We start from the raw sequence: 22,555 nt of genomic DNA on the forward strand, positions 1-22,555 counted from the left end.
ATAACTTTTGGACTTATGCTGGGATCGGGCTTGAATAAACTGCTTATCGAATTATAATATTGATTCGATGGAGATGAACGGCGATCGCTGGCGTGATACGTCAGAGGAAAGTCCGGGCTCCAAAGGGCAGGGTGGTTCGTAACACGAACCGGGGGTGACCCCAGGGAAAGCGCCACAGAAAATATACCGCCATGCCGTTTGGCGTGGTAAGGGTGAAAAGGCGAGGTAAGAGCTCACCGCTGAAGCGGCGACGCTTCAGGCATGGCAAGCCCCACCCGGAGCAAGACCAAATAGGGAGGCGTTCGAGGGTGGCCCGTCCGATGCCTCCGGGTAGGTTGCTTGAGGCGTCGGGCGACCGGCGTCCCAGATGAATGATCGTCGCCCCGTACTTAATGGGGTTACAGAACCCGGCTTATGAACATCTCCATCGATGTTTTTTCAAGTTTGTCTTCAAGCCTGTCAAAGGAGCGCCAAATGACATCATCCTCCCTTAAAGCTGCTGAAGTGTCGGGCAATAACATCCTTAGGCCATTGACTATACCTGATCTCAAAAAAAAGGCCGCTTCGGGGGAAAAGATCGCCATGCTTACGGCCTATGATTGCCCCTTTGCCGGATTTGTAGATGAAGCCGGTGCCGATATAGTCCTTGTGGGTGATTCCCTTGGGATGGTGGTCCTTGGTTACGATTCCACTGTGCCGGTTACGATGGATGAGATGCTTCACCATGCCAAGGCGGTAAGAAGGGGGGTCAAGAGGGCGCTTCTTGTTGCAGACATGCCCTTCCTTTCCTATCAGATCTCTGAAGAGGAGGCTATAAAGAATGCCGGTAGGTTTTTAAAAGAAGCTGGATGTCATGGTGTAAAGATTGAAGGTGGTCTTGATATGGCCGGTGTTATAAGGCGTGTGGTAAAGGCCGGCATCCCGGTTATGGGGCATATAGGTCTGACCCCACAGACCGTTACTGCACTTGGCGGTTACAAGGTCCAGGGAAAAGACGTCGAATCAGCCAAGAGGCTCATTGAAGACGCGTTGGCCGTAGAAGAGGCCGGTGCCTTTGCGATAGTGCTTGAGTGCATCCCGACAGGACTTGCAGGTCTTATTACGGAGAAGCTCTCGATCCCTACGATAGGCATAGGTGCAGGTCCGTTATGCAGCGGGCAGGTGCTTGTAATAAATGATATTCTGGGGCTTTTTGATCGTTTCATCCCACGTTTTGTAAAACAGTATGCGAACCTTGCCCCGCAGATCAGGCAGGCATTAAAAAATTATGTTGAGGAGGTCAGAGAGGGACGTTTTCCTCTTGAGGAAAACAGTTTTTAAGATGGCAGTCTTTTGAAGATCTTGTCATCTCGAGAATAGTGCATACTCCTCATTTGAAGGTCGTTGGGTGTCTTTTTGTCCTTGGATATTTCGTCTGGGCCGCATCTGGACAATGTCATTAAATTCTAGTCTCCATGCAAGCCTATCCACCCTTACCTCTTTGTGTCAAACTCTCAAAAAACATCTGATCAGAGCGGACCAAGCGCAATATTTTTATTTGAGTTAAAGGGATTTTTGACCCCATACGTTGAAGATTTTAAAAGTCCTTGTCTTTTGAGTAGTTACTCAATATTATTAAATTATGGATAGCGATATAAAAAAAGGGGATACTTTGACGCGCAAGGAGGCGATCATTGCAGCCGCAATAACCCTTTTTGCCCAAAAGGGCTACGCCGCCACCACTTCCGAGATAGCAAAGGCGGCAGGTGTGGCTGAAGGTACTATTTTTCATCACTTCATCAACAAGAAAGGCATTATCGTCCAGATATTTAAAAATGTGCTTGACGCCTACATAACCGGGATGAATGCATCGGCCAAAGGGGCAGCAACAGGGTTTGATGCCTTAAGTCGTACAATTGCCTTTCATTTCAGGTTCTTAGATGGACATTCTCGTGAGTTCAAGATCATAGCGAGGGATTGTCCATATCACTTGATGGATACAGATTCTGCCTTTCGTGCCGAAATTTCTAAAAGTTTTCAGAAATTAAACGAGTTCTTTAAAGATTGTCTTGATCGCGGCCAGAAAGATGGTTTAATACGCCCGATGCCGACTAAAGATATGGCCTTTGTCTTGCTCGGCATATTAAATGGCATCGGGCGCCAGAGACTCTTTTTGCCGTTTGAGACTGTAGATGCCCAGCCGTTGGTCATGGATCTTTTAAAATACGGTATTTGTAATGCCGGCACAAGGGATAGCCTATGAGACCTATGAGAATCACTTATTATATTGGTTCGTTGGGTATTGCAGTTGTGGTAATATGTTTATGGTTTCTGTGTTCGCCAGTCATCGGTGCCGCAATTGATAGGGATCCAGTTCAGATTTTGAGCTTAAGAGATGCCATTAAATACGGCATCCAACATAATCTGGATATCAAGGCGGAAGAGATGAACATACCGATAGGCAAAAAGGGTGTCGTTATAAATAAATCGGCATTTGACCCACTCTTTAGCGCATCAATAAGCTCCAAAGACCAGAAGGCGCCGGCTTCAACCATAATGACGCCTGAAGACTTTAGTATCTATCGCGATGTAAAGGCTACGGTAGGACTTCAAAAGCGTTTTTTGACAGGTCTTGAATCAAGCCTTTCCGTCTCTTCGTTAAAATCCATGAATAATTCATCTATAGACGCCCTCAGGCCACAGTATTACAACGTAGTTGTCCTTGATCTGACCCAGCCACTTTTGAAGGATTTCGGGGTTGGTGTCAATTCGGCACATATCAGGATAAGTGAAAAACAGCTCCTGCAGGCGGCTGATATCTATTTGGACAAGGCAGTACGTATAAGCGGGCAGATAGAGAATGCCTATTACAACCTGGCCTTGGCTGAGGAGATACTTGCCTGCAAGTTGGAGTCAAGGCGCTTGGCGCAAGAGCTTCTCGACGCAAACAAAGAGAAGTTCAAGGCCGGGCTTGTGCCGATTACAGAGATCGAGGAGGCGGAGACGGCAGTTGCTTCAAGAGATGAGGAGGTGATTCAGGCGAGGGCTCAGACGGAAACAGCTGTCAATAACCTGCTGGATCTTCTTGGCTGTCATTCATATTCAGATGACCCGATATGTAAAAAGACGATTAAGGTGCAGGCGCTTTCAGTGCAGGACAAGGATCTGCCGCGGCTTGATGATTCCCTGACCCTAGCACTGAGACGTCGTCCTGACCTTGAGGCCCAGAGGCTGGCTGTTGAGAGCAGTGATATCAAACTTAAATATTACAGGAATCAGAGGTTGCCAAGGCTGGATTTGGAGGCAACCCTTGGCATAAACGGCCTTTCAGGCGGGGACAGACCCGTTCATTTTGTTGGGAACGACTATGCCAGTCCGCTTGTTGGTGATTACTGGGATTCTGTAAAAGACATGACACAGGACAGGCAGTGGTATGTAGGTATACGTCTTTCATATCCGATCGGCAATAGGGGCCCGGAGGCCAGGTATAGACAGGCGGACCTGGAAAAGATGCAGGCGATATATCGCCTGAAGCGCCTTGAAGATACATCTGAAACAGAGGTAAAAAATGCCTTTATTGCATCAAAAAGGGCGCTTGAACGTATAAAAGTGGCAGAGCATTTTGAAAATCTGGCACAGATTACACTTTCTCAGGAGATGGAGCGCCTAAAAGAGGGTCTTTCCGATACATTTCATATACTTAAGTATCAAAATGACGTCATAGCTGCAAAGATCAAAAAGATCACTGCAATTGCTGATTTCAACAAAGGTCTTGCCTCCCTCTACAGCGCAACAGGGACAAATCTGGAACGATATGGAATAGTTGCAGAAATCCCTGGAGATACAAACCAGGATGAGAAGCAACAATTAAGATTCCCTTTGGTGGATTCTAAATAAAAATTTGTCATCTCTGCACTGCAATGGCCAGATGATTAGGCATATTGCCAGGGAATTGTTTCTGTTGACAGTAAATTCATAAATTATTTATTATACCTTATTATCAAATAAAGACAATAAAAAGGCAATAAAATAATAGGAGAGGACTCATGAAACAACACATCCGTTCCGTCTATTCCATCCGCTTCCTTATCCCGGCCCTGGTTGCAATAATGTTCATTGCAACCATTGTCACCATATCTGTCAATCTCTTCCTAATGTCTGTGCATAAACATGACGCTGCCGCCATAACTCTGGGCGAGAGGGAGAGGGTGCTGAGCCAAAGGATGACCAAAGACGTCTATCTCTTTATGCTGAAAGGGAATCAGGATGCCCTTGATGACCTGAAAGATGCCTCCTCGTCCTTTGATGGCTATCTCAAGGCATTAAAAGATGGCGACAATGACCTGGGTCTTTCCCCTGCCACCGATGAAAAACTCATCTCTGAACTGAACAAGCTCGAAGACATCTGGAGGCCTTTTTATTCAAACGTGAAGGTCATCATGGAGTCGCAGAAAGGCTCACCGGAGATGGGTGCGGCCCTGCGGTACATAGATGAACACAATGTCGAACTCCTGGAGCAGTCATATCTGGTGGTAAAGGCCCTCGAAGACCTCTCTCACCTCAAAGATACCTACGCCAAGATATTCCAATACATCACGCTGGCAGGCGGTGTCTGTTTCATAATCATCGTCAGCTTCTTTACAAAGAGACTCATCATAACCCCGCTTGAGAGGGCCCTGGGCGCCATCAGAGAGGCTGGATATGGGAGATTTGAAAGGGTGCTTCCTCCGGTCGGGCCACGTGAGGTAAGGGAACTGTGTACGGCCTTCGACTCCCTTTCTTCAGGCATGATAGGGCAGTTTTCCACGTTGAATGCACAGAACTCCGTCATAGAGAAGGTCAAGGGGTCCATAAAGGCATCAAACAACAACATCTTGAAATACGGCGATGAGATAGAGGCAATAGCCGAGGATGTGGCCTCAGCCGCCACCCAATCCATGGAGAACCTCGACACAGTGGCCACGGCCACAAAGGACATGTCCACCGCCACAAACGAGATCGCCCGCAGCGTCGCTGTCACGGCTCAAAAAACCAACGACGCCCAGTCGCAGACTGCTGCGGCGGCAAAATCTATAGGAAGGCTCTCAGAGAGTTCAGAAAAGATAGGCGCCATCATACAGGTGATAAACAACATCGCATCCCAGACCAACCTTCTTGCACTCAACGCCACCATAGAGGCAGCCCGTGCCGGCGAGGCGGGCAAGGGCTTTGCCGTAGTAGCCAACGAGGTCAAGGAGCTTGCCAAACAGACAGCAGGCGCCACTGAAGAGATCACCCATATGATCCATGCCATTCAATCAGACACCACAGAGGCCGTAAAGGCGGTGGAGGAGATCACTCAGGCCGTATCAGAGGTAAATGACCTTGCAAACACCATTGCAAGCGCCACTGAGGAGCAGACAGCGACCGTCTCCGAGATCACGCGCAATATAGACCAAGCCGCCGAGGGCGCAAGGCGTGTGAAGAACCATGCCGACAACCTGCTCGATCACATATCGAACTTCGCATCCATCCGCAGGACATTGGGGCTCGGCGAGGACGCCATGGCCGCAGTGGTATCGGATATCACCATCCTCATGGCCCAGGTCTCGGTCAATACAGAGATCATGGACCGCCTGCTCGAATATACGCCCGACGTCTCCAGGGTCAAGAACATCATATACCAACATATGCAGTGGAAGGAAAAGGTGATAGGCGGCATCATAGAGGCCGTCCCGCCTGAGGTCGAGACAGACCCGCACCGCTGCGGCCTTGGAAGGTTTTTAGAGGTCTATCAGCCAGATTCCCCGGCCATAAAGGAGCTGATTTCAAGGCTTATACCGGTACATGAAAGGCTTCACAGGTCAGCGATAGAGGTACAAAAACGCATCGCCTCAGGGCAAATCGACTCGCTGATGGAGTATTTTGAAACTGAGGCTGACCCGCTTTTTAAACAGACGATGGAGTATCTGTATAGGTGGATGGGGATCCTGGAGGGTGAGGGCCGTGATTCAAGGGTTGATGATATCGGACATGGGTTGGTTCATAAATCAGTCAAGGAAGATATGCACTGGAATATGATGTCAAAAAAGACATCTTCTTCATATTCGAGCGAACATATTACAAAGAGGGCGGCGACAGGGGAAAAGGGCAGCGGGAAGTCTAATGAATTTTTTTCATGGGGGCCCAATCTGAGTGTCGGAATAAAATCGATCGATGAGCAGCACAAAAAGCTGGTAAGGATGGTAAATGCCATTCACGATGTGGTCAAAAGTGGCAAGGGCAAGGAGGTCACCGGAAAGATATTGAATGAACTCGTGGAATATACTGCATATCATTTCAAGACGGAAGAAGACTATTTTCAGAAATACAGCTATCCAGAGACCAAAGAACACATGGCGATACATGCAAGTTTGGTAAAAAAGGTCCTGGATTTCAAAGATAAGTTTGACAGGGGCGCTGCGATGTTGGATTTCGAACTCTTGAATTTCCTTAAAAATTGGCTTGTGGACCATATTGGCGTAACCGACAAGAAATATGGGCCGTTTTTGACCGGCAAGGGGGTCAAATAGAGAAAAGGATAGTAATGGAATATGTATGTCGGAAGACGTCCGGCAGCTCATCAAAGACCTCAGGCCCAACCTCTCTATCGGTAGATTCGGCAGGATCTTCACCGACACAACCGAGTATATGGAGATTTCATATGGTGATGTAATCGCCTTGGGCGGGCTCCATTATCTTGTACTGAGAGATGAGGCCGAGAGAAGCTTCGGTATAGAAGACCCGAAATACTGGGTCAAGCGTTGCACAGTGCTTGAGACAGGCGACCGTCGTATTTTAAAACTCGTATTTCATGAGAGCTTTCCGCTTCAGCTCGGCAAACTCGTTGTCAAGTGCTATCGCAGCCCTGAAAAAGAGGCGCGAATCCTTGCACTCGTCCGTGGAGACAGGCGTTTCATGCAGGGGATTACTATAAAAGATGAAAGAGGTAATCCGGTCAGGATAATCGACATAATCAGAGGCAAGAGGCTTGATGAGACGGTAGCGGATATCGAGGCTGACCATAGGACATATTTCTTTGAGTTCTTTCCCGAAATCCTCGAGAAGTTCATGGGGGCATGCGAGGCGATAGAGTTTTTACACTCAAAAGGCGAAAAACACGGCGACATAAGAAGAGACCATCTGTGGATTGAGAGCGGCACAGGGCATTATCGTTGGATAGACTTTGACTACACATATGATTTTCACGAGAACCCATTTGGTCTTGATATCTTCGGGCTTGGGAGTATTTTCATTTTTTTGGCTGGCAAGGGCATATATAATCTGCAGGCGATAGAGGGTCTCGGACGGATTGAGGCCAGACTTGTCCCCGGGGACTTTTCATTACTTTATCCGAACAGGCTTGTAAATCTTAAAAAGGTGTTTCCTTATATACCAGATGAATTGAATAGGGTCTGTATGCACTTTTCAAGCGATGTTGAGGTCTTTTATGAGAGTGTCGATGAGTTTCTCAGAGAACTCGATATCTGCAAAAGGGTATTTACGAAAAAGGTATAATTTTATTGAAGATGGGGGATAATAATGGATTTTAAAAAGATATTGATAGCCGTCGATGCCTCAGAAAATGCACGGCGGGCGGTCGAATATACAGGCGAGATCGTAGGAAATGCAAAGGGCTTTGAGATAATGTTGCTTCATATAGCAAGGCCGCCGGAGCGTGACACCTTTCCTGATGAGCAGGTCTGGGAGGCCAAGCGTCTTGAGATGATGGCAAAAATAATGGATTTTTTTAAGGAGGCGAGGCATATCCTTGAATCAATGGGCGTGGCCAATGAGTCGATTTCCGAGCGTTATGTCGAATCTACGGGCCCAAGTATATCTCATCAAATTTTGGCCGAACAGGAAGCGTGTGGTTTTGGCACGGTCGTAGTCGGAAGGAGGGGGGTTTCGAAGGAAGAGGAATTTCTGTTCGGCAGCGTGTCGAATAGGGTAGTTCATTATGCCAAAAAATGTACCGTATGGGTGGTGGAGTAACAAGGGGTCCTGAACAAAAATTTGCACAAATGATTATTTATGCCCTGCCTGACTATAAGTCATTTTCAATTGTTAAGATGGTAGTACATAGCTATTTCTCCTTTTTTTAATTCAAAATCAAATCATTTTGTATTGAAATATCTTGCACAATTAATTATGTAGGGCTATTATTGTTTGTTCGTTAAAAAAGCTGAATAACCATTCATTGTGAGGCGGTGCAGTGGCAAATATAAAATTGACCAGGGAGCATTATTGACCACCAATGGATGCGGCTTCTGTCTTTCATCTCCTGTCAGAGGCATTTTCGTTTCCTGATATGCCGCCGAGTGCAAATGAAGGGATTGTTGACCTAATTGCTGGATTCCCGACAGTTATCGAGTCGGGCAATTCAGATGCAAATGCACTAGCAAATTCTATCTCGGCTGAAAATTTGCTTGAGCTTCAGGCTGAATATACACGTCTTTTCATTAACGCCCCGCGCAAGACACCAGCCCCTCCTTATGCCTCTGTTTATCTTTCAAACAACAGGCGTCTGATGCAGGAGGGGTATGACGATACTATCCGTTTCTATCTAGAGGCAGGCGTTGAGCCTCTGGATGGTCCTGAGCCAGCTGACCACATATTTTATGAACTCGAATTTGTAGGCCTCCTGATTGATTCAGGGCAGGCGGAACTGCTGTGTAGATTTCTTAAGGGACACTTGTTGAAATGGTATCCCGAATTCTTTGGTTGTATCTTACAGGCCGATCCTAATCCTTATTATGAGACAATCGCCAGGATTACAATGTCCAGTCTAACAAGCCTCGAAAAGGAGTTTTGTCATGAAGGTGAATCAAATCTTAAGAATGGAGGTTCTTTATGAAACGAAGGGAGTTTATTAAACTTTCCGCGGCAGGATGTGCGGCTTTGGGCCTTATGGAGCTTCAAGGGAGGGGGCTTTTTAGACCCGCCGTATCCCAGGGCGCTACAGCCGGCGCAACACCACAGTATCTGCCTGGAAGTCTTGGGGCCAAAGAGGTGCCGAGCGTCTGCGAGATGTGTTTTTGGCGTTGTCCGATAGTAGGCAAGGTAAAAGACGGTAAATTGGTAAAGATTGAGGGCAATCCCAAGAGCCCATCCAATGGGCCAAGGGTCTGTGCGAGAGGTAATTCAGGGGTTCAGCTCGTTTATGACCCTGACAGGATGAAATATCCTATGAAGAGAATTGGGGCCCGTGGAGAGGGCAAGTGGGCCAAGATTTCTTGGGATGAGGCCCTGGATGAGATCGTGCACAATATGCAAAAGGTCAAGAAGGAATACGGCCCGAATGCGATTGCGTATTTTGATCATGGGGCGTCAGCCGAGTTCATGCGTGAGATATTCAAGGCTACGGGTACTGAAAATTATACAAACGAGCCGGCGTTCTTTCAGTGTGTAGGCCCTGTTGCCGTGGCCTATTTGAATACGGCTGGATACCTCGTATCAGGGACTAGACAGTATATAGACATGGGCAATGCCAAGGTAATTCTTCTTGTGGGGAGCCATATAGGTGAAAACGTCCATGTTTCTCATGTCCGTGAGTTTGTGGCGGGTCTCAATAAAGGGGCGAAACTCATAGTTGTTGATCCGAGGTTCTCTGCTCCTGCTAACAAGGCGGATATATATCTGCCCATACGTCCTGGCACAGATACCGCGCTTCTTCTCTCGTGGATCAACTATGTCATACAGAAAAATTTGTATGATAAGGAGTTTGTGAGGGACCACTGCAACGGCTTTGAAAAGCTGCGTGAGTCAGTAAAACCCTATACCATCGAATGGGCGGCCAAGATATGCGATCTTAATCCAAATGAGATGAGGAAGGCCATAGAGCTTCTGGCTAAGCACAGACCCAATGTGGCCATTCATCCGGGCAGACATTCAACTTGGTACGGCAAGGAAGATGTCGGCAGACATCAGGCCCTGGCAATCCTCAATGGCCTTATGGGCGCCGTTGCGGTGCCCGGCGGTATATATTTTCAGACGCCAGTAAAGCCTGGTAAGGCAAAAGGTATGGAGGTTGAGGTGGAGGAAAACACGCCTGCAATTTCCTTGAAGACTGAATATCCCTATGCAGAGGCTCTTGGTACGCCTACGGCGAATATAATAAAGGCTACCCTCACAGGCAAACCGTATCCCATAAAGCTTTGGGGTATAAACGGTGTAAACATCCTCCAGACCATCCCAAATCCCTATGACACAATGGAGGCCATAAAGAAGCTTGACTTCATCTTCTGCTCTGAGATGCTCGCAGGCGAGACGGCGATATGGTCAGACATCATCTTGCCTGACGCCACGTATCTTGAGCGTTATGATGCGATTCATACCTATGACGGCCTCACGCCCTATCTGACCATCCGCCAGCCAGTGGTCGACGCCATGTTTGAGACCAGGTCCCCATATTGGGTTGCACATCAACTGGCAAGAAAGATGAATATCAATGTCTTTCCATATGAAAAGGAGCAGGATTATCTGAATCTGCAGCTACAGCCGCTTGGTCTTTCCATTGAAAAGCTTAATGCCCAAGGTGGCATCTTAACCTTCCCCTCCAAGCCTTATAGAAGCAGAAAGGAATTGAAGCTCCCCACCGATTCTGGGAAGTATGAGCTTTATGTGGAGGATTTTGCCAAGAACAAGCTCGACCCATTGCCAAAGTTTATAACTGTTACAGCACCGCCGAAGGGCTATATGCGTCTTGTTTATGGCCGCGTGCCCATGCATACATTCAGTCGCACCATGAACAATCTCTGGCTTCACAACGAAATGCCGGAAAATGAACTGTGGCTGAACGACGAGGTGGCTGCCAAGATAGGGATAAAAGACGGCGATATTGTGGTAATGGAAAATCAGGACGGGAAGAAATCAAATCCTGTCAAGGTGAAGGTGACTGCTGGAATGAGACCGGATGCAGCCTTCCTTCCGCATGGATTTGGAAGTAAATCCCCACTCCTTACCAAGGCCTACAACAAAGGCGCAAGTGACCAATTCATGATTACGCGTTATGAGAATGATCCCTATGTCGGATCATCTTCTCACCGAACCAGTTTTATAAGGCTTATCAAGGATGGCAAGACCCTGGATATACCTGAGATAAGGCCGCTTCCACCTGAGATACCGCGTTTTGAAATAAAAAAGACCGCTTAAGGAGGGAAAATAAAAAATGAGCCAATATGCCATGGTTATAGATCTGAATCGTTGTGTGGGGTGCCATGCGTGTGCCCTTGCATGCAGGGCGGAGTGGCAGGTTCCGGTGCCCTACCATAGGAATTGGGTGAAGCGCCTTGGTCCTGACAAGACGCCTGAGGGGCTTTCATACACATTCTGGCCTGGGTTGTGCAATCACTGTGATCATCCGGTCTGCGTCGGGGTGTGTCCGGCAGACAAGGTTGTAAGGGAATTTAAGAATCCAAAGACCGGTGAAGTAAAAAAGATGCAGATTGCGGCCACATATAAAGATCCATTTACGGGCGTCGTTCTCATAGAAAAAGATCGCTGTATAGGCTGCGGCAATTGTGTGGCTGCCTGTCCATATGGAGCAAGATATCTAAACGAGCAGCTTGATGAGCCAAAGGCTGACAAATGCACGTTCTGCATCGAGCGCATTGCCCATGGTGAGATCCCTGCATGTGTAAAGACATGCATCGTCGACGCCCGTATATTCGGAGATCTTTCTGACAAGAAGTCAGAGGTTTATAAACTCGTGCACGAAAAGGGTGCCAAGCGCCTGAGTTCAAAAGAGGTCAGTATTGGTCCTAATATCTATTATCTAGGCAAAAAGAAGGATATATCCCTCCTATTTACAAAATGCGCGCCGCATGAAAGAAAATGGGAGAAGGTAAGCTCGCTGCCTCCTGGCAGAAGGGAGATGCTCCTTGCAGCAATCAAAGGGCTCCCAACTTTTATCTAGTATGGGCCGCTAAAGACAAATGAATTCGGGGGGCAATCTGCCCCCCCATTTTAAAATCAGACCTGCAATATATCGAATGTAATTTTCCTGATTTGAAGCGATAATCAGTCGGAGAATCAGGTTTTTTTATGGCTGAAGAACGAAAATCATCAGCAAGAGATTTTTTTGGCCTTTTCTCGGTGTATTCAGCCTATGAGGAGAGGATTAGATAAAATTAGATAAAAGGTAAAAAAATAATAAATTATTAAAGGGGGAGATGTCGTTGTATGAAGATGAAAACTGCAGGATTTGTTTTAGGGGTATTGGCGTTGTTTATTACTTCCGGTGTAGCCATGGCAGGTGCGCCTCTTACTAACATTGAAGGGGTTGGGGGGTGTGCCCTTAATCCGTTCGCCTATGTGGCTAATCCACTTAAAGGTGGTGACAAAGGACTGCTTGGGAATGGTATGATTTCAAGGCCGCAGATCGGCATCTGGAACGTAGGGCTTACCGAGAGCCATATCAACTGGTGGAGCGTGGGTATTAATGAGACATTACTTAACCGGGTTGAGATAGGCTACGGCCATGAATTTATTGATGTAAAAAAACTTCAGAACATCGACAAGGACAATCTGTCCATGAAGGTCAATATGATCAAGGAAGGCGACTTTGGCATAGGGCTCATGCCAGCGATATCGGCCGGATTGATTTGGAAAAATACTGGGTTCGACGCAAAGCTAAGGAAGAGCTCGGATGCCGATTATTATTTAGTTGCTACAAAGATGTTCGGAAACCTCCCTATGCCTATAATATTAAATGCCGGCCTTTTGTCCACCACTGGTTATGTAAGAGGGGTGCTTGGCTTTGGCGACCATAGAGACACAGTGTTTTTCGGCAATGTCGAGACAGTCGTCCTCAAGAAGTTTATAGTTGGTCTTGAATACGAACAGGATGCCGATGTGGGCAAAGTCTTTAAAAATGATCCTACGCATTATTCAACCCATTCTTTATGGGAAGGACATATAGCCTACAACTATGATGATCATCTGATGCTTGTAGCCTCATATGCGAATACAGGCGACAAGAATTCCGTCTCTGAAACGGCTTTTAGCGGTGGGTACGTATTGTCACTGCAATATGCATTTTAAGGAGAGCCTGTTCGATCCCCCTACCAATATTAGGAAGGGGGATCGATTTTTTATTTATTATAAACCAAACTGTTTTAATCTATTCAAGAGGGTTTTGTAGCTGATCTTTAACATCCTGGCAGCCGCCGCCTTATTTCCTCCCGTAGCTTCGAGTGCGGTTTGGATAAGTCTTTTTTCCTTTTTGAGCGTTTCCTTTTTTGTTTCGGACCAGAGCCCATCCTTGCCTTCACTTCGTTTTTCTTGTTGATCGTCTCGGCGCATTAGCAATAGTTTCAATGATTCGGCTGTGATATTCCCTTTAGTGAAGACCGAAGCCCTATCAATGATATTGAAGAGCTCCCTGACATTTCCAGGGTAGTCGTATTGTAACAGCAACGCCTCTGCATCCCTCTCGATGGTTATCCTGCCGCCGGACATCCTTTCGATCTCCTGTATGCGCAAACAGGCCAAAGGGATAATATCATCGGGTCTTTCTCTTAGGGGTGGTACGTGTATAGGAAGGCTCGAAAGGCGATAAAACAGGTCTTCTCTGAAGCCACTTTCTCTGTTAAGCTCACGATTTGTGGCTGCAATAACCCTTGTATTGCTCCTATGTTCAATCGAGGCCCCGATCGGCATATAAAGACCGGAGTCAAGGAATCTTAAAAATTTAGGCTGGACGGCAGGAGGCAGGTCGCCTATCTCGTCAAGAAAGAGCGTTCCATTGTTTGCATTCGCGATCAGACCTTGTCGGGTCTCGTTGGCGCCCGTAAAGCTCCCTTTTATGTGACCAAATAGCAAGGAATCGGCGAGTTCGGGGGTAAGGTTGGCGCAATTTATCGCTATGAAGCCCGCCCGCCCGCTCTCTCTGTGTATAAAACGGGCGAGCATGTCTTTCCCTGTACCGGTTTCGCCTGTGATAAGCACCGGTAGCATGGTTGGCGCCGCGAGTTCGGCGGTCTTTAAGACCTCTTTCATTTGATGGGATGCTGCAATGATGTTTAGTTGATCTTCAAGCGGGATATGTTCGGCAAATAACCTGCACATGGCTTCTATATCCACTGGTTTTTCAAGAAAGTCCGTTGCGCCAAGCCGTATTGCCTCGACGGCTTTTTGTATGGTCCCATAGGCGGTGACGACAATAACTATGCAAGATGGATTTCCAGCCTTTATCGGTCTTATCAATCCCAAACCATCTCCATCCGGGAGCTGTATGTCCAACAATGCGCCGTGGATTTCATTGAAGGCGGTCTTTTCCGCCTCTTTGAACGTACAGACCGTTTTGGTATTGAATCTTTCAGAGAGGGCTTGTGCAAATAACTCGGCAAGTCTTTTATTGTCTTCGACTATAAGTATATTCTTTTTCATGCCGTTTGATCCGATCCGTTTCCTTGTTGACTTTATAGGGTTTTGCCTTTCTGATATTATAGGCTATTTTTAGCCTGTCTTGCTATAGCCGCAGTTTGGCCGTGTGAAATCTAATAAAAATGAAAAAGACTATTGCAGTACTTGATATAGGTTCCCAAACCTTTAGAATGGCCATTGTAGATGTGGAGGCTGGCGGAATTAAGATTCGCTGTTCCGAACGTGTGAATGTACGTCTCGGCCAAGGGCTTTCAGCCGCACCAAGGCTTTCGGTTAGTGGGATCAAAAACGGCGTCGCTGCTTTAAAAAGATTTAGGAACCTACTCACGGGATATGATATCGACAGGGTGGTTGCCTACGGCACGGCTGCCCTTAGGAAGGCGGAAAATGCCTCTGTCTTTATAGATATGGCCAAAAATGCCGGATTTGATATAGAGATACTTGCCGGAAATGAAGAGGCGCGCCTCAGCGCCATGGGGGTGTATTACAGCCTAAAAGGTATCAGTAATAGAATGTCGCTGATCGCGGATGTCGGCGGTGGCAGTACAGAGCTTATCCTCGCAAGAGGCGGCGAGATACTTTTCAGTCGTAGTCTTGACATAGGGGCTGTAGGGCTCTCTGAAAAATTTTTTGGAACGGGCGTCTTGTCGGGTGAGGAATTTGAAAGATTGGGGCGCTTTGTTGCAAGGCCTATCCATGATGCAAAAAGAGATATTGGGCATACTGTCCCTGAGATATTGATAGGGACGGGTGGGAGCGCGACCGCAGCCGGGGCTATGTTTATCAAGATGGCCAGATATGAGCCGAGCCGCATAAGGGGGCTTGTATTGAGCGCCGATGGGCTTAGCGACCTTCTGTCCTGCCTTATCAAGGCAAAAACACCCTTGGAGAAAAATACGATCCTCGGTCTCGAGCCTGAAAGGGCTGACATACTTCCTGCTGGTATCGCGATTTTTTTAAGTGTATTATCAACTTTTAATCTCAAAGATATGATCATAACAGACGGTGGCCTTTTATTGGGCCTTCTTATAAATCTTGTTCAAAAGGAGCTTGGCATTCATGTTGAACCATCCTATACCTCAGGCCTATACATTTGATGATCTTTTGCTTGTACCGGCCCATTCGAGCGTGTTGCCGTCAGAGGTGGACATTTCCACCCAGCTTACCAGTGAAATCAGGCTCAACATCCCTATCCTGAGTGCTGCAATGGATACGGTTACCGAGGCTGATACTGCTATAAGCTTGGCGAGAGAGGGTGGAATAGGGATAATTCACAAAAATATGCCCGTAACAGCCCAGGTAAAGGAGATAGAGAAGGTGAAGAAGTCAGAGAGCGGTATGATCGTGGCGCCAGTGACAGTAACTCCAAGACAGCGTATCTGGGAAGTACAGCAGATAATGCGCGAATATAGAATATCCGGCGTTCCTGTCGTTGAAGGGGAAAAATTGGTCGGTATAGTGACAAACAGGGACCTCCGTTTCGAGACTAACTGGGATCTTGAGGTCAGGGAGGTGATGACAAAGGAAAATCTTATTACAGCACCGGTAGGTATAACACTTGAAGAATCCAAGGCGCTTCTCCATAAGCACCGGATAGAAAAATTGTTGGTTGTAGATGACAGGGGTAACTTGAAGGGTCTTATTACCATAAAAGATATCGAAAAAATTAAGAAATATCCCCTTGCCTGCAAAGACAGCCTTGGGCGATTGAGGGTTGGAGCTGCAGTCGGGGTGGGACGTAATCGTCTGGAGCATGTAGAAGCGGTCTTGAGGGCCGGGGCCGATGTCGTCGTTGTAGATTCAGCGCATGGACATTCGCAGAATGTGATAGATGCGGTAATGGATATAAAGAAGACCTTCCCCACTGCGCAGGTGATAGCTGGGAATGTAGCAACTGCTGAGGGCGCTGAAGCCCTTATCAAGGCAGGAGCGGATGCCATAAAGGTCGGGGTGGGGCCGGGTTCCATCTGTACAACGCGTATCATAGCGGGTGTAGGTGTCCCACAGATGACCGCAATCCATGATTGCGCCGTAGTAGCAAACAAATATGGAAAATACATAATTGCAGATGGAGGTATCAAGTTTTCAGGTGACCTCACCAAGGCTATAGGCGCGGGGGCACACTGTGTAATGATAGGCAGTCTCCTTGCTGGTACCGATGAGAGCCCAGGTGAATTGGAGCTGCTGCAGGGCAGGAGCTATAAGGTATATAGAGGGATGGGGTCAATAGGGGCGATGAAGGAGGGCAGTAAGGATCGATATTTTCAAAATGAGGTCGAGTCTCCGGCAAAGCTTGTCCCTGAAGGCATAGAGGGTAGGGTGCCCTATAGAGGGCCTATAGCAGCTACAATCTTTCAGCTTACAGGCGGTCTCCGTTCAGGTATGGGTTACCTTGGTTGCAGTACCATAGAGGAATTGAGGCAAAAGGCCCGTTTCGTACGGATCACTCAGGCTGGTCTGAAAGAAAGTCATGTGCATGACGTCATCATTACAAAGGAGTCACCCAACTATTGGCTCGAGCGCTGAAAAAGACATGTCGTCTCCAATTGCTGCCTTTGACCTTGAGACAACAGGTCTTTCCCCTAGATCTGGTGCAAGAATAATTGAAATAGGTGCGGTAATAATAAAATATGGCGTCATCACAGCCGAATTCTCAAGTCTTATTTATACCTCTCAGAAGATTCCACTGCAGGTTACACGTATCCACGGCATTACAAATGATATGCTTGATGGTCAACCTATGCCCGAGGATGTCTTTCCTGCCTTCATGAACTTTATAGGCAAGATACCATTAATAGCCCACAATGCACATTTTGATTTTAGCTTTTTGCGGCATGAGCTTAGATATATCGGTTTCGATCTCTTCAATGAGGGTATTTGTACCTTGGAGTTGAGCCGACGGCTCTTGCCCCATTTATCCAATCATCGGTTGGAGACAGTCGCAAGGCATTTATTAGGAGATCTACCGGAAGGGATAAGGCTTCATCGAGCATTGGACGATGCCAGATTGACAGCACTTATATGGAAAGAAATGACAATGATGCAAAAATGAAAAAAATTTCAAATGCAACAAAGTTGTTGCAAATTTTTTAAAATTTTAATTAGTGATTAAAAGAACTTGGCTTTTTTAATATAATTTTAAGAATTAAAGCAACTAAACTGTTGCTATAAATCAAAACATTCATCATCCAAAAATATTTTTATAATTATAACTAATTGAATTTATATAAGATTTAATTTTTCACAACTTGGTATCTAATTTGCATATTCATATGGCATCTGTCCTTAATGAAAGGAGGCGCCATTGAATAACAAAAAGATCCCCAAGGCAACTGTATTGAGACTGTCGATGTATCACCGTTATCTGCAAGGCCTGCTCAGGGATGGCAAACATGTGATTTCATCGGCCGATCTGGCCCATTTCACCAATGTAAATCCTGCTCAATTGCGCAAAGATCTTTCGTATTTCGGCAAATTTGGCGTCCGCGGCGTCGGTTATCAGGTAGAGCAGCTAGTTTTGAAGATACAAAGCATCCTAGGTCTGGAAAAAAGATGGCGCATGGCGTTGGTCGGCATCGGACATATAGGTAAAGCCTTATTACAGTATGGTCAATTTGAAAAGAGAGGTTATTTTTTTGTGGCAGCCTTTGATTTGGATGAGGCCAATATTGGAAAAATGATCGGCAATTTGGCTATAAAATCTATAACTACCCTAGAGGAGATTGTAAAAAAAGAAGATATCGATTTTGGTGTTATAGCTGTACCTAATGAAAGGGCGCAAGAAATTGCAGATCTTTTTGTCAATTCAGGAATAAAAGGCATATTGAATTTCTCTTCTGCCCATCTTGAAGTACCTAAAAATGTATATGTAAGAAATATAGATTTTACTTTATTGCTCGATACTATGACTTATGCAATATCGCGTCGCCATGAAACGGTAAACGATAAGATGTCGAGAGCTACATTTGATGAACATAAAAAGGGATTTGATATATTTACTGAACATATGACCCCATCTTGGCTCATTTAATGCAAATTTTATCTTTATTTTGATTTTATCTTCAAATTTTCTTTGACTTTTTGTTGAGCCTTGATCTAAAAATATAAATAAAGGAGGTGAAAGGGGAGGGCAGCGGCAGGTATTATCCAAGGAAAATAAAATCCATTGAAAGGAAGGAGCTATGAGAAAGGAAACAGCTTTATTTGTATTGTCTGCATTTATGATGGTTATGTTCTCCATAATCTCTACGGCCCATTCTCAAACAGGTGGGATCCAGTCTCCTCAACAAGGCATGGGTCCCGCTTCAGCTGGCCAAGCCAATACAGCTGGTGGTCAAGTAGGCGCCAATATATCATCTGTCACAATCAACATAGATAAGACTGCGCTTGATAATGGCGGTGTCATTACAGTAACTGGCACCGCGCCGCCAGGAAAACCTGTATATCTTGAGGTATATTCTGATGAAAAACGGGCGCGTGCAAACTTTTTTGACAACAAGCCTAATAAAGAGACCGGCAAGATCCCTTACATTTTTTATATGACATATGAAATGCCCGCTTATTACAAGATAATCCTGCCGAAAGACAAGTCTGATATACTTACAGAGATAAAAAAGGAAGGGGCTAAATGGAAATATTCCGATGCATTAAAGAAACTTGGCGCAGAAGATGCTTATATCGCCCCTGCCACTATAAATATAGAACGTTATCAGGCGAGCATTCTTGCAAGCATTATCGGTTCAAGGGGTCAGTTGCTCCCGCCTATGGATGCAAAGGAAAATAGAAGGCACTCTATGCAGCTAGTAAAAAGCCGATTCAAGTCCCCCGGAAAACTATTTGATGCAACAGTTGATACGGCGCCTGACGGTAAATTCAAGGCAGAGGTCAATATCCCGTCTGGTTCTCCCCCAGGTAAATACAATATAGTAGCGGTGGCCGATAAAGTTAAAAGCGAACCGGCCACGTTTGAAAATCATATCAGTTTCCCAATGGTTTATCTTGCAAATGCCGGTACAAGTCTCAATCTTTTATGGCCATTTCTACTCTGTCTGATCATCTCGATCTTTGGCGTCCTTATGGGGGCCGGTGGCGGATTCATTCTGAATCCTATCCTTGTCTCTCTCTTTCCGCTGCCTCATACAATCGTAGCAGGTACAGTCATGCCTACCGTCCTTTTCTCGCAGGGAAGCGGCATATATAACTATTCAAAGATTAAATTCATAAACTGGAAGCTTGGTATTTCCATCGGGATAGCCATGATGGCTGGTGGATTTATCGGTCCGAAACTTACTGAACTCATTACACTCTCTCAGTTTAAGTTCTTCTTTGGGTGGATACTCATAGTTCTTGCTGCTCTCATGTTCTGGCAAACTACACCTGGTTACATAGAAAAGAACAAGAAGGAAAAGGCCATCCTCCAGGAATTTAAGAAAAAAGCGGCAGAGGCAGCTGCAAAGGCCGGAAAGTAACTTAAAAAGGAGAATCAGATATGAAAGTAGAATTTTGGGGACAGGAATTTGAGGCCAATCTCTTTATCGGTTGTATCGGCGGCTTTTTGATTGCCATTATGTCTTCCATGTTTGGTTTCGGCGGCGGGCCTTTCATAGTGCCACTTATGACTGTCGGCATGGGACTTCCGATGTACATTGTTGTCGGGAGTTCGCTCCTTGCCATCTTTTTTAACACACTTATGGGTACTATAAGGCACTATCAGTTCGGAAATTTTGATCTCATACTCTTTTTATCGATGTTCCCTGCGGCATTACTTGGGGGTTATATAGGTCCACAGATAGCCAAAAGGGTGAGCCCTTTAATGGTAAAAAGGATTGCGGTTGTAGGGCTTTTGCTCCTGGCGCTGAATCTTTTGAACATATTTTAGATTTGTAAAAATTCATTTCGACTACCCTTTCTTTTTGCCGCAGGCCCTCCTCCCTCCATTAAAGAAAGGGTAGTCTTTCTTCCGTTGGTTTTTAGAAATTTCCTGATGCGAGACATCTCATAGCAAGGCAGCTCCATTTTATCAAAAAAGCCGCAATCCATGCAAGTATAAGTAGATAACTTACAGTAAATACAGTCCAGCCAACAGAGCCCGTCTCCCTCCAGATGGTTATAATCGTCACTATGCAAGGCGTATAAATGAGCACGAAGACCATAAAGGCAAGGGCGGTGGCTGGAGTAAGACCGCTTTTTCGAAGGACATCTTTAAGGTCATGGGTATCTTCCCCCTGGTCATCGGCCTGAAACAGCACGCCCATGGTGCTCACCACCACCTCTTTCGCCACAAATCCTGTAAGAAGGCTCACCCCTAGGCGCCAGTCAAAACCAAGCGGCCTGAGCACCGGTTCGATAGCCTTTCCTATGCGACCTATGTAGCTGTGCGCCATGCGTTCCTTGGCCATTTTCCTTTCTATAGTGCGTAGTCTTTCTTTTAGTTGACCCGTTAGCTGCATTTGTTTAGATGGATCGTTGCTCTGTGAAGCAGCCGCTATATCCTTTTCGATAGATGATTTCTGGGTCGGATAGTCTTGACTATATGGCACATTTCTTGGGAATGCCCCGAGAAACCAGATCACTATGGAAAAGGCTAGGACTACCCCACCCATCTTTTGAAGATATACTTTTGCCTTATCCCACATGTGTATAATGAGGCTCTTGATGGTCGGGAGCCTGTATGGAGGGAGCTCCAGTACAAAAGGTGCGGCTTCGCCTTTGAAAAGGAGGCGTTTAAATAACTGTCCCATTAGGATAGCAAGGACTATCCCGAGGATATAAACGAAGAAGATTATATTGCCTTCCCTGCCGGGGAAGAAGACGCTGGCAAGCAGCACATACACAGGAAGCCTGGCAGAGCAACTCATAAGCGGGTTTATGAGGATAGTGAGGATGCGGTCACGCCTGGTTTCAAGTGTGCGGGTGGCCATGATGGCCGGGACATTGCATCCGAAACCCATAAGGAGGGGAATGAACGACTTACCGTGTAGCCCTAGGGTGTGCATCACCCTGTCCATTATGAAGGCTGCTCTTGCCATATATCCTGTATCTTCAAAGAGGCTTATCCCCAGAAACAATAAGACTATATTGGGTAGGAATACAAGGACGCCACCTACGCCTCCAATGATGCCATTTACTATCAATTCCTTGATCATGCCGTCGGGGAGGAGTCTTTCAGATACATGCGCTGCAATGTCAACAGCTGATTGTATCCATGAAACTGGATATGATCCGATGGTGAATGTGCCCTGGAAAAGGAGATACATGAACAGAATGAAGACAGGAAAGCCGAATACCCTGTTGGTAAGTACTTGGTCTATATGATCGCTCATGGTCTTTTTTGCTACAGCGGACAGGCGCATGGTTTCTTTGAGCGCCCCTGAGATAAAACCATATCTTGCTTCGGCAATGAGGGTCTCGGGGTCGTCTTCAAATATGCCTTGCAGATGGTCTCTGCTGATGTCAGTCTGTTTAATAACAGCTTCTCCCTCTGGGGAGGCGGCAACAGCCTTTTTTACAAGCGGGTCATTCTCGATGAGTTTGACCGCGGTCCAACGCGGGTAATAGCGGTTGGCTATATCAGGGACCCCCTTCAGCCTTTGTCTGATCTTTTCAATTTCCTCTTCTATCTCCTGGCCGTAATGGATATGGACATGCCTAGAGATAGGATCTCTGTCAGCTGAAACCTCAAGGACGGTATCAAGGAGTTCTTTTATCCCTTCACCCCTTGTTCCAATGGTCTTTACGATAGGTACCCCTAAAAGTCTTGCTAAATTGTCATAGTCGGTGATTATCCCTCTCGCATGGGCCACATCCACCATATTCATGGCAAAGACGAGGCGGATATTGAGTTCTATGAGTTGAGTTGCGAGGTACAGGTTTCTTTCAAGATTGGATGCGTCAAGCACATCAACGACCACGTCGGGCTGTTCATCCAGGATGAAATTCCTTGAAACGACTTCCTCTACAGAATAGGCGGTGAGTGAATAGATACCAGGCAGATCAACTATGCGTATTTTTGAGCCTCTGTGTAAAAGCACCCCTTCTTTTTTTTCAACCGTGACGCCTGCCCAGTTTCCAACCTTTTGATGGGCCCCAGTGAGCTGATTAAACAGCGTAGTCTTGCCGGCATTTGGATTTCCGGCCAATGCTATAACAATTTCTTTTTTATCCATCTTTT

18 protein-coding genes and 1 other RNA gene are annotated in these 22,555 nt (G+C 46.3%); 17 read left to right on the plus strand and 2 right to left on the minus strand.

Annotation, left to right across the window (positions count from 1 at the left end; all coding sequences use genetic code 11):
- The first annotated feature begins 68 nt into the window (after positions 1–68).
- The 11 genes from rnpB (at position 69) to LGS26_RS06650 (ending at position 13,041) form a co-directional block, all read left to right on the plus strand.
- Positions 69–431, plus strand: an RNA gene (gene rnpB / locus LGS26_RS06600) — RNase P RNA component class A.
- Between the two features lie 43 nt (positions 432–474).
- Positions 475–1,320, plus strand: coding sequence for a 3-methyl-2-oxobutanoate hydroxymethyltransferase (gene panB / locus LGS26_RS06605; RefSeq protein WP_237888103.1), 846 nt, complete (start codon positions 475–477; stop codon positions 1,318–1,320).
- A gap of 331 nt (positions 1,321–1,651) precedes the next feature.
- Positions 1,652–2,242 (plus strand): TetR/AcrR family transcriptional regulator, encoded by a 591-nt coding sequence (locus LGS26_RS06610; protein WP_237888104.1) that lies wholly within the window; start codon positions 1,652–1,654, stop codon positions 2,240–2,242.
- Complete coding sequence (locus tag LGS26_RS06615; RefSeq protein ID WP_237888105.1) at positions 2,239–3,876, plus strand: TolC family protein; 1,638 nt, start codon at positions 2,239–2,241, stop codon at positions 3,874–3,876. Before LGS26_RS06610 ends, LGS26_RS06615 begins: the two co-directional genes overlap by 4 nt.
- Positions 3,877–4,025: 149 nt before the next feature.
- A complete protein-coding gene (locus LGS26_RS06620; RefSeq protein WP_237888106.1) occupies positions 4,026–6,530 on the plus strand; it encodes a bacteriohemerythrin in 2,505 nt (834 codons plus the stop codon).
- Positions 6,531–6,555: 25 nt separating this feature from the next.
- Positions 6,556–7,515: a serine/threonine protein kinase gene (locus LGS26_RS06625; RefSeq protein WP_237888107.1), complete on the plus strand. Its 960-nt coding sequence runs from the start codon at positions 6,556–6,558 to the stop codon at positions 7,513–7,515.
- Between the two features lie 24 nt (positions 7,516–7,539).
- Positions 7,540–7,992 carry a universal stress protein gene (locus LGS26_RS06630; protein ID WP_237888108.1) on the plus strand — a complete coding sequence of 151 codons (453 nt, stop codon included), beginning with the start codon at positions 7,540–7,542 and terminating at the stop codon, positions 7,990–7,992.
- 262 nt (positions 7,993–8,254) lie between these two features.
- Entirely contained in the window at positions 8,255–8,854 is a 600-nt protein-coding gene (locus LGS26_RS06635; protein WP_237888109.1) for a TorD/DmsD family molecular chaperone, read from the plus strand.
- A complete protein-coding gene (locus LGS26_RS06640; protein WP_237888110.1) occupies positions 8,851–11,151 on the plus strand; it encodes a molybdopterin-containing oxidoreductase family protein in 2,301 nt (766 codons plus the stop codon). The genes LGS26_RS06635 and LGS26_RS06640 overlap by 4 nt, the downstream gene beginning before the upstream one ends.
- A 16-nt stretch (positions 11,152–11,167) precedes the next feature.
- Positions 11,168–11,914, plus strand: a complete 747-nt coding sequence (locus LGS26_RS06645; RefSeq protein ID WP_237888111.1) for a 4Fe-4S dicluster domain-containing protein — start codon at positions 11,168–11,170, stop codon at positions 11,912–11,914.
- Positions 11,915–12,180: 266 nt separating this feature from the next.
- On the plus strand, positions 12,181–13,041 hold the full coding sequence (locus LGS26_RS06650) for a DUF3034 family protein (RefSeq protein WP_237888112.1): 861 nt from the start codon (positions 12,181–12,183) through the stop codon (positions 13,039–13,041).
- A 57-nt stretch (positions 13,042–13,098) separates the two neighbouring features.
- Here LGS26_RS06650 and LGS26_RS06655 read toward each other — a convergent pair whose 3' ends face one another.
- Positions 13,099–14,388, minus strand: coding sequence for a sigma-54-dependent transcriptional regulator (locus LGS26_RS06655; protein ID WP_237888113.1), 1,290 nt, complete (start codon positions 14,386–14,388; stop codon positions 13,099–13,101).
- A 119-nt stretch (positions 14,389–14,507) separates the two neighbouring features.
- Here LGS26_RS06655 and LGS26_RS06660 point away from each other — a divergent pair, with 119 nt between their 5' ends.
- From LGS26_RS06660 to LGS26_RS09680, 6 genes are all read left to right on the plus strand, one after another.
- A complete protein-coding gene (locus LGS26_RS06660) occupies positions 14,508–15,482 on the plus strand; it encodes a Ppx/GppA phosphatase family protein (RefSeq protein ID WP_237888114.1) in 975 nt (324 codons plus the stop codon).
- Entirely contained in the window at positions 15,445–16,911 is a 1,467-nt protein-coding gene (gene guaB / locus LGS26_RS06665) for an IMP dehydrogenase (RefSeq protein WP_237888115.1), read from the plus strand. Before LGS26_RS06660 ends, guaB begins: the two co-directional genes overlap by 38 nt.
- A 7-nt stretch (positions 16,912–16,918) precedes the next feature.
- On the plus strand, positions 16,919–17,437 hold the full coding sequence (locus tag LGS26_RS06670; protein WP_237888116.1) for a 3'-5' exonuclease: 519 nt from the start codon (positions 16,919–16,921) through the stop codon (positions 17,435–17,437).
- A 252-nt stretch (positions 17,438–17,689) separates the two neighbouring features.
- On the plus strand, positions 17,690–18,415 hold the full coding sequence (locus LGS26_RS06675) for a redox-sensing transcriptional repressor Rex (protein ID WP_237888117.1): 726 nt from the start codon (positions 17,690–17,692) through the stop codon (positions 18,413–18,415).
- A 151-nt stretch (positions 18,416–18,566) separates the two neighbouring features.
- Positions 18,567–19,853, plus strand: a complete 1,287-nt coding sequence (locus tag LGS26_RS09675) for a sulfite exporter TauE/SafE family protein (protein WP_269137047.1) — start codon at positions 18,567–18,569, stop codon at positions 19,851–19,853.
- Positions 19,854–19,873: 20 nt separating this feature from the next.
- Entirely contained in the window at positions 19,874–20,263 is a 390-nt protein-coding gene (locus LGS26_RS09680; protein WP_269137048.1) for a sulfite exporter TauE/SafE family protein, read from the plus strand.
- Positions 20,264–20,354: 91 nt separating this feature from the next.
- On the opposite strand, the gene feoB is transcribed toward LGS26_RS09680, so the two are convergent.
- Positions 20,355–22,550 carry a ferrous iron transport protein B gene (gene feoB, locus LGS26_RS06685; protein WP_237888118.1) on the minus strand — a complete coding sequence of 732 codons (2,196 nt, stop codon included), beginning with the start codon at positions 22,548–22,550 and terminating at the stop codon, positions 20,355–20,357.
- Positions 22,551–22,555 lie beyond the last annotated feature (5 nt).

The organism is Dissulfurimicrobium hydrothermale (assembly GCF_022026155.1).
In the GTDB taxonomy this organism is placed as follows: Bacteria; Desulfobacterota; Dissulfuribacteria; order Dissulfuribacterales; family Sh68; genus Dissulfurimicrobium; species Dissulfurimicrobium hydrothermale.

What these genes read in the sequence shown, in the direction of transcription:
- LGS26_RS06670 (WP_237888116.1), top strand. Translation starts at nt 16,919, where the DNA reads ATGTCGTCTCCAATTGCTGCCTTTGACCTTGAGACAACAGGTCTTTCC.
- LGS26_RS06615 (WP_237888105.1), top strand. Translation starts at nt 2,239, where the DNA reads ATGAGACCTATGAGAATCACTTATTATATTGGTTCGTTGGGTATTGCA.
- LGS26_RS06655 (WP_237888113.1), bottom strand. Translation starts at nt 14,388, where the DNA reads ATGAAAAAGAATATACTTATAGTCGAAGACAATAAAAGACTTGCCGAG.
- LGS26_RS09680 (WP_269137048.1), top strand. Translation starts at nt 19,874, where the DNA reads ATGAAAGTAGAATTTTGGGGACAGGAATTTGAGGCCAATCTCTTTATC.
- LGS26_RS06660 (WP_237888114.1), top strand. Translation starts at nt 14,508, where the DNA reads ATGAAAAAGACTATTGCAGTACTTGATATAGGTTCCCAAACCTTTAGA.
- guaB (WP_237888115.1), top strand. Translation starts at nt 15,445, where the DNA reads ATGTTGAACCATCCTATACCTCAGGCCTATACATTTGATGATCTTTTG.
- LGS26_RS06650 (WP_237888112.1), top strand. Translation starts at nt 12,181, where the DNA reads ATGAAGATGAAAACTGCAGGATTTGTTTTAGGGGTATTGGCGTTGTTT.
- feoB (WP_237888118.1), bottom strand. Translation starts at nt 22,550, where the DNA reads ATGGATAAAAAAGAAATTGTTATAGCATTGGCCGGAAATCCAAATGCC.
- LGS26_RS06625 (WP_237888107.1), top strand. Translation starts at nt 6,556, where the DNA reads ATGTCGGAAGACGTCCGGCAGCTCATCAAAGACCTCAGGCCCAACCTC.
- LGS26_RS06630 (WP_237888108.1), top strand. Translation starts at nt 7,540, where the DNA reads ATGGATTTTAAAAAGATATTGATAGCCGTCGATGCCTCAGAAAATGCA.
- LGS26_RS09675 (WP_269137047.1), top strand. Translation starts at nt 18,567, where the DNA reads ATGAGAAAGGAAACAGCTTTATTTGTATTGTCTGCATTTATGATGGTT.
- LGS26_RS06640 (WP_237888110.1), top strand. Translation starts at nt 8,851, where the DNA reads ATGAAACGAAGGGAGTTTATTAAACTTTCCGCGGCAGGATGTGCGGCT.
- LGS26_RS06635 (WP_237888109.1), top strand. Translation starts at nt 8,255, where the DNA reads ATGGATGCGGCTTCTGTCTTTCATCTCCTGTCAGAGGCATTTTCGTTT.
- LGS26_RS06620 (WP_237888106.1), top strand. Translation starts at nt 4,026, where the DNA reads ATGAAACAACACATCCGTTCCGTCTATTCCATCCGCTTCCTTATCCCG.
- LGS26_RS06645 (WP_237888111.1), top strand. Translation starts at nt 11,168, where the DNA reads ATGAGCCAATATGCCATGGTTATAGATCTGAATCGTTGTGTGGGGTGC.
- panB (WP_237888103.1), top strand. Translation starts at nt 475, where the DNA reads ATGACATCATCCTCCCTTAAAGCTGCTGAAGTGTCGGGCAATAACATC.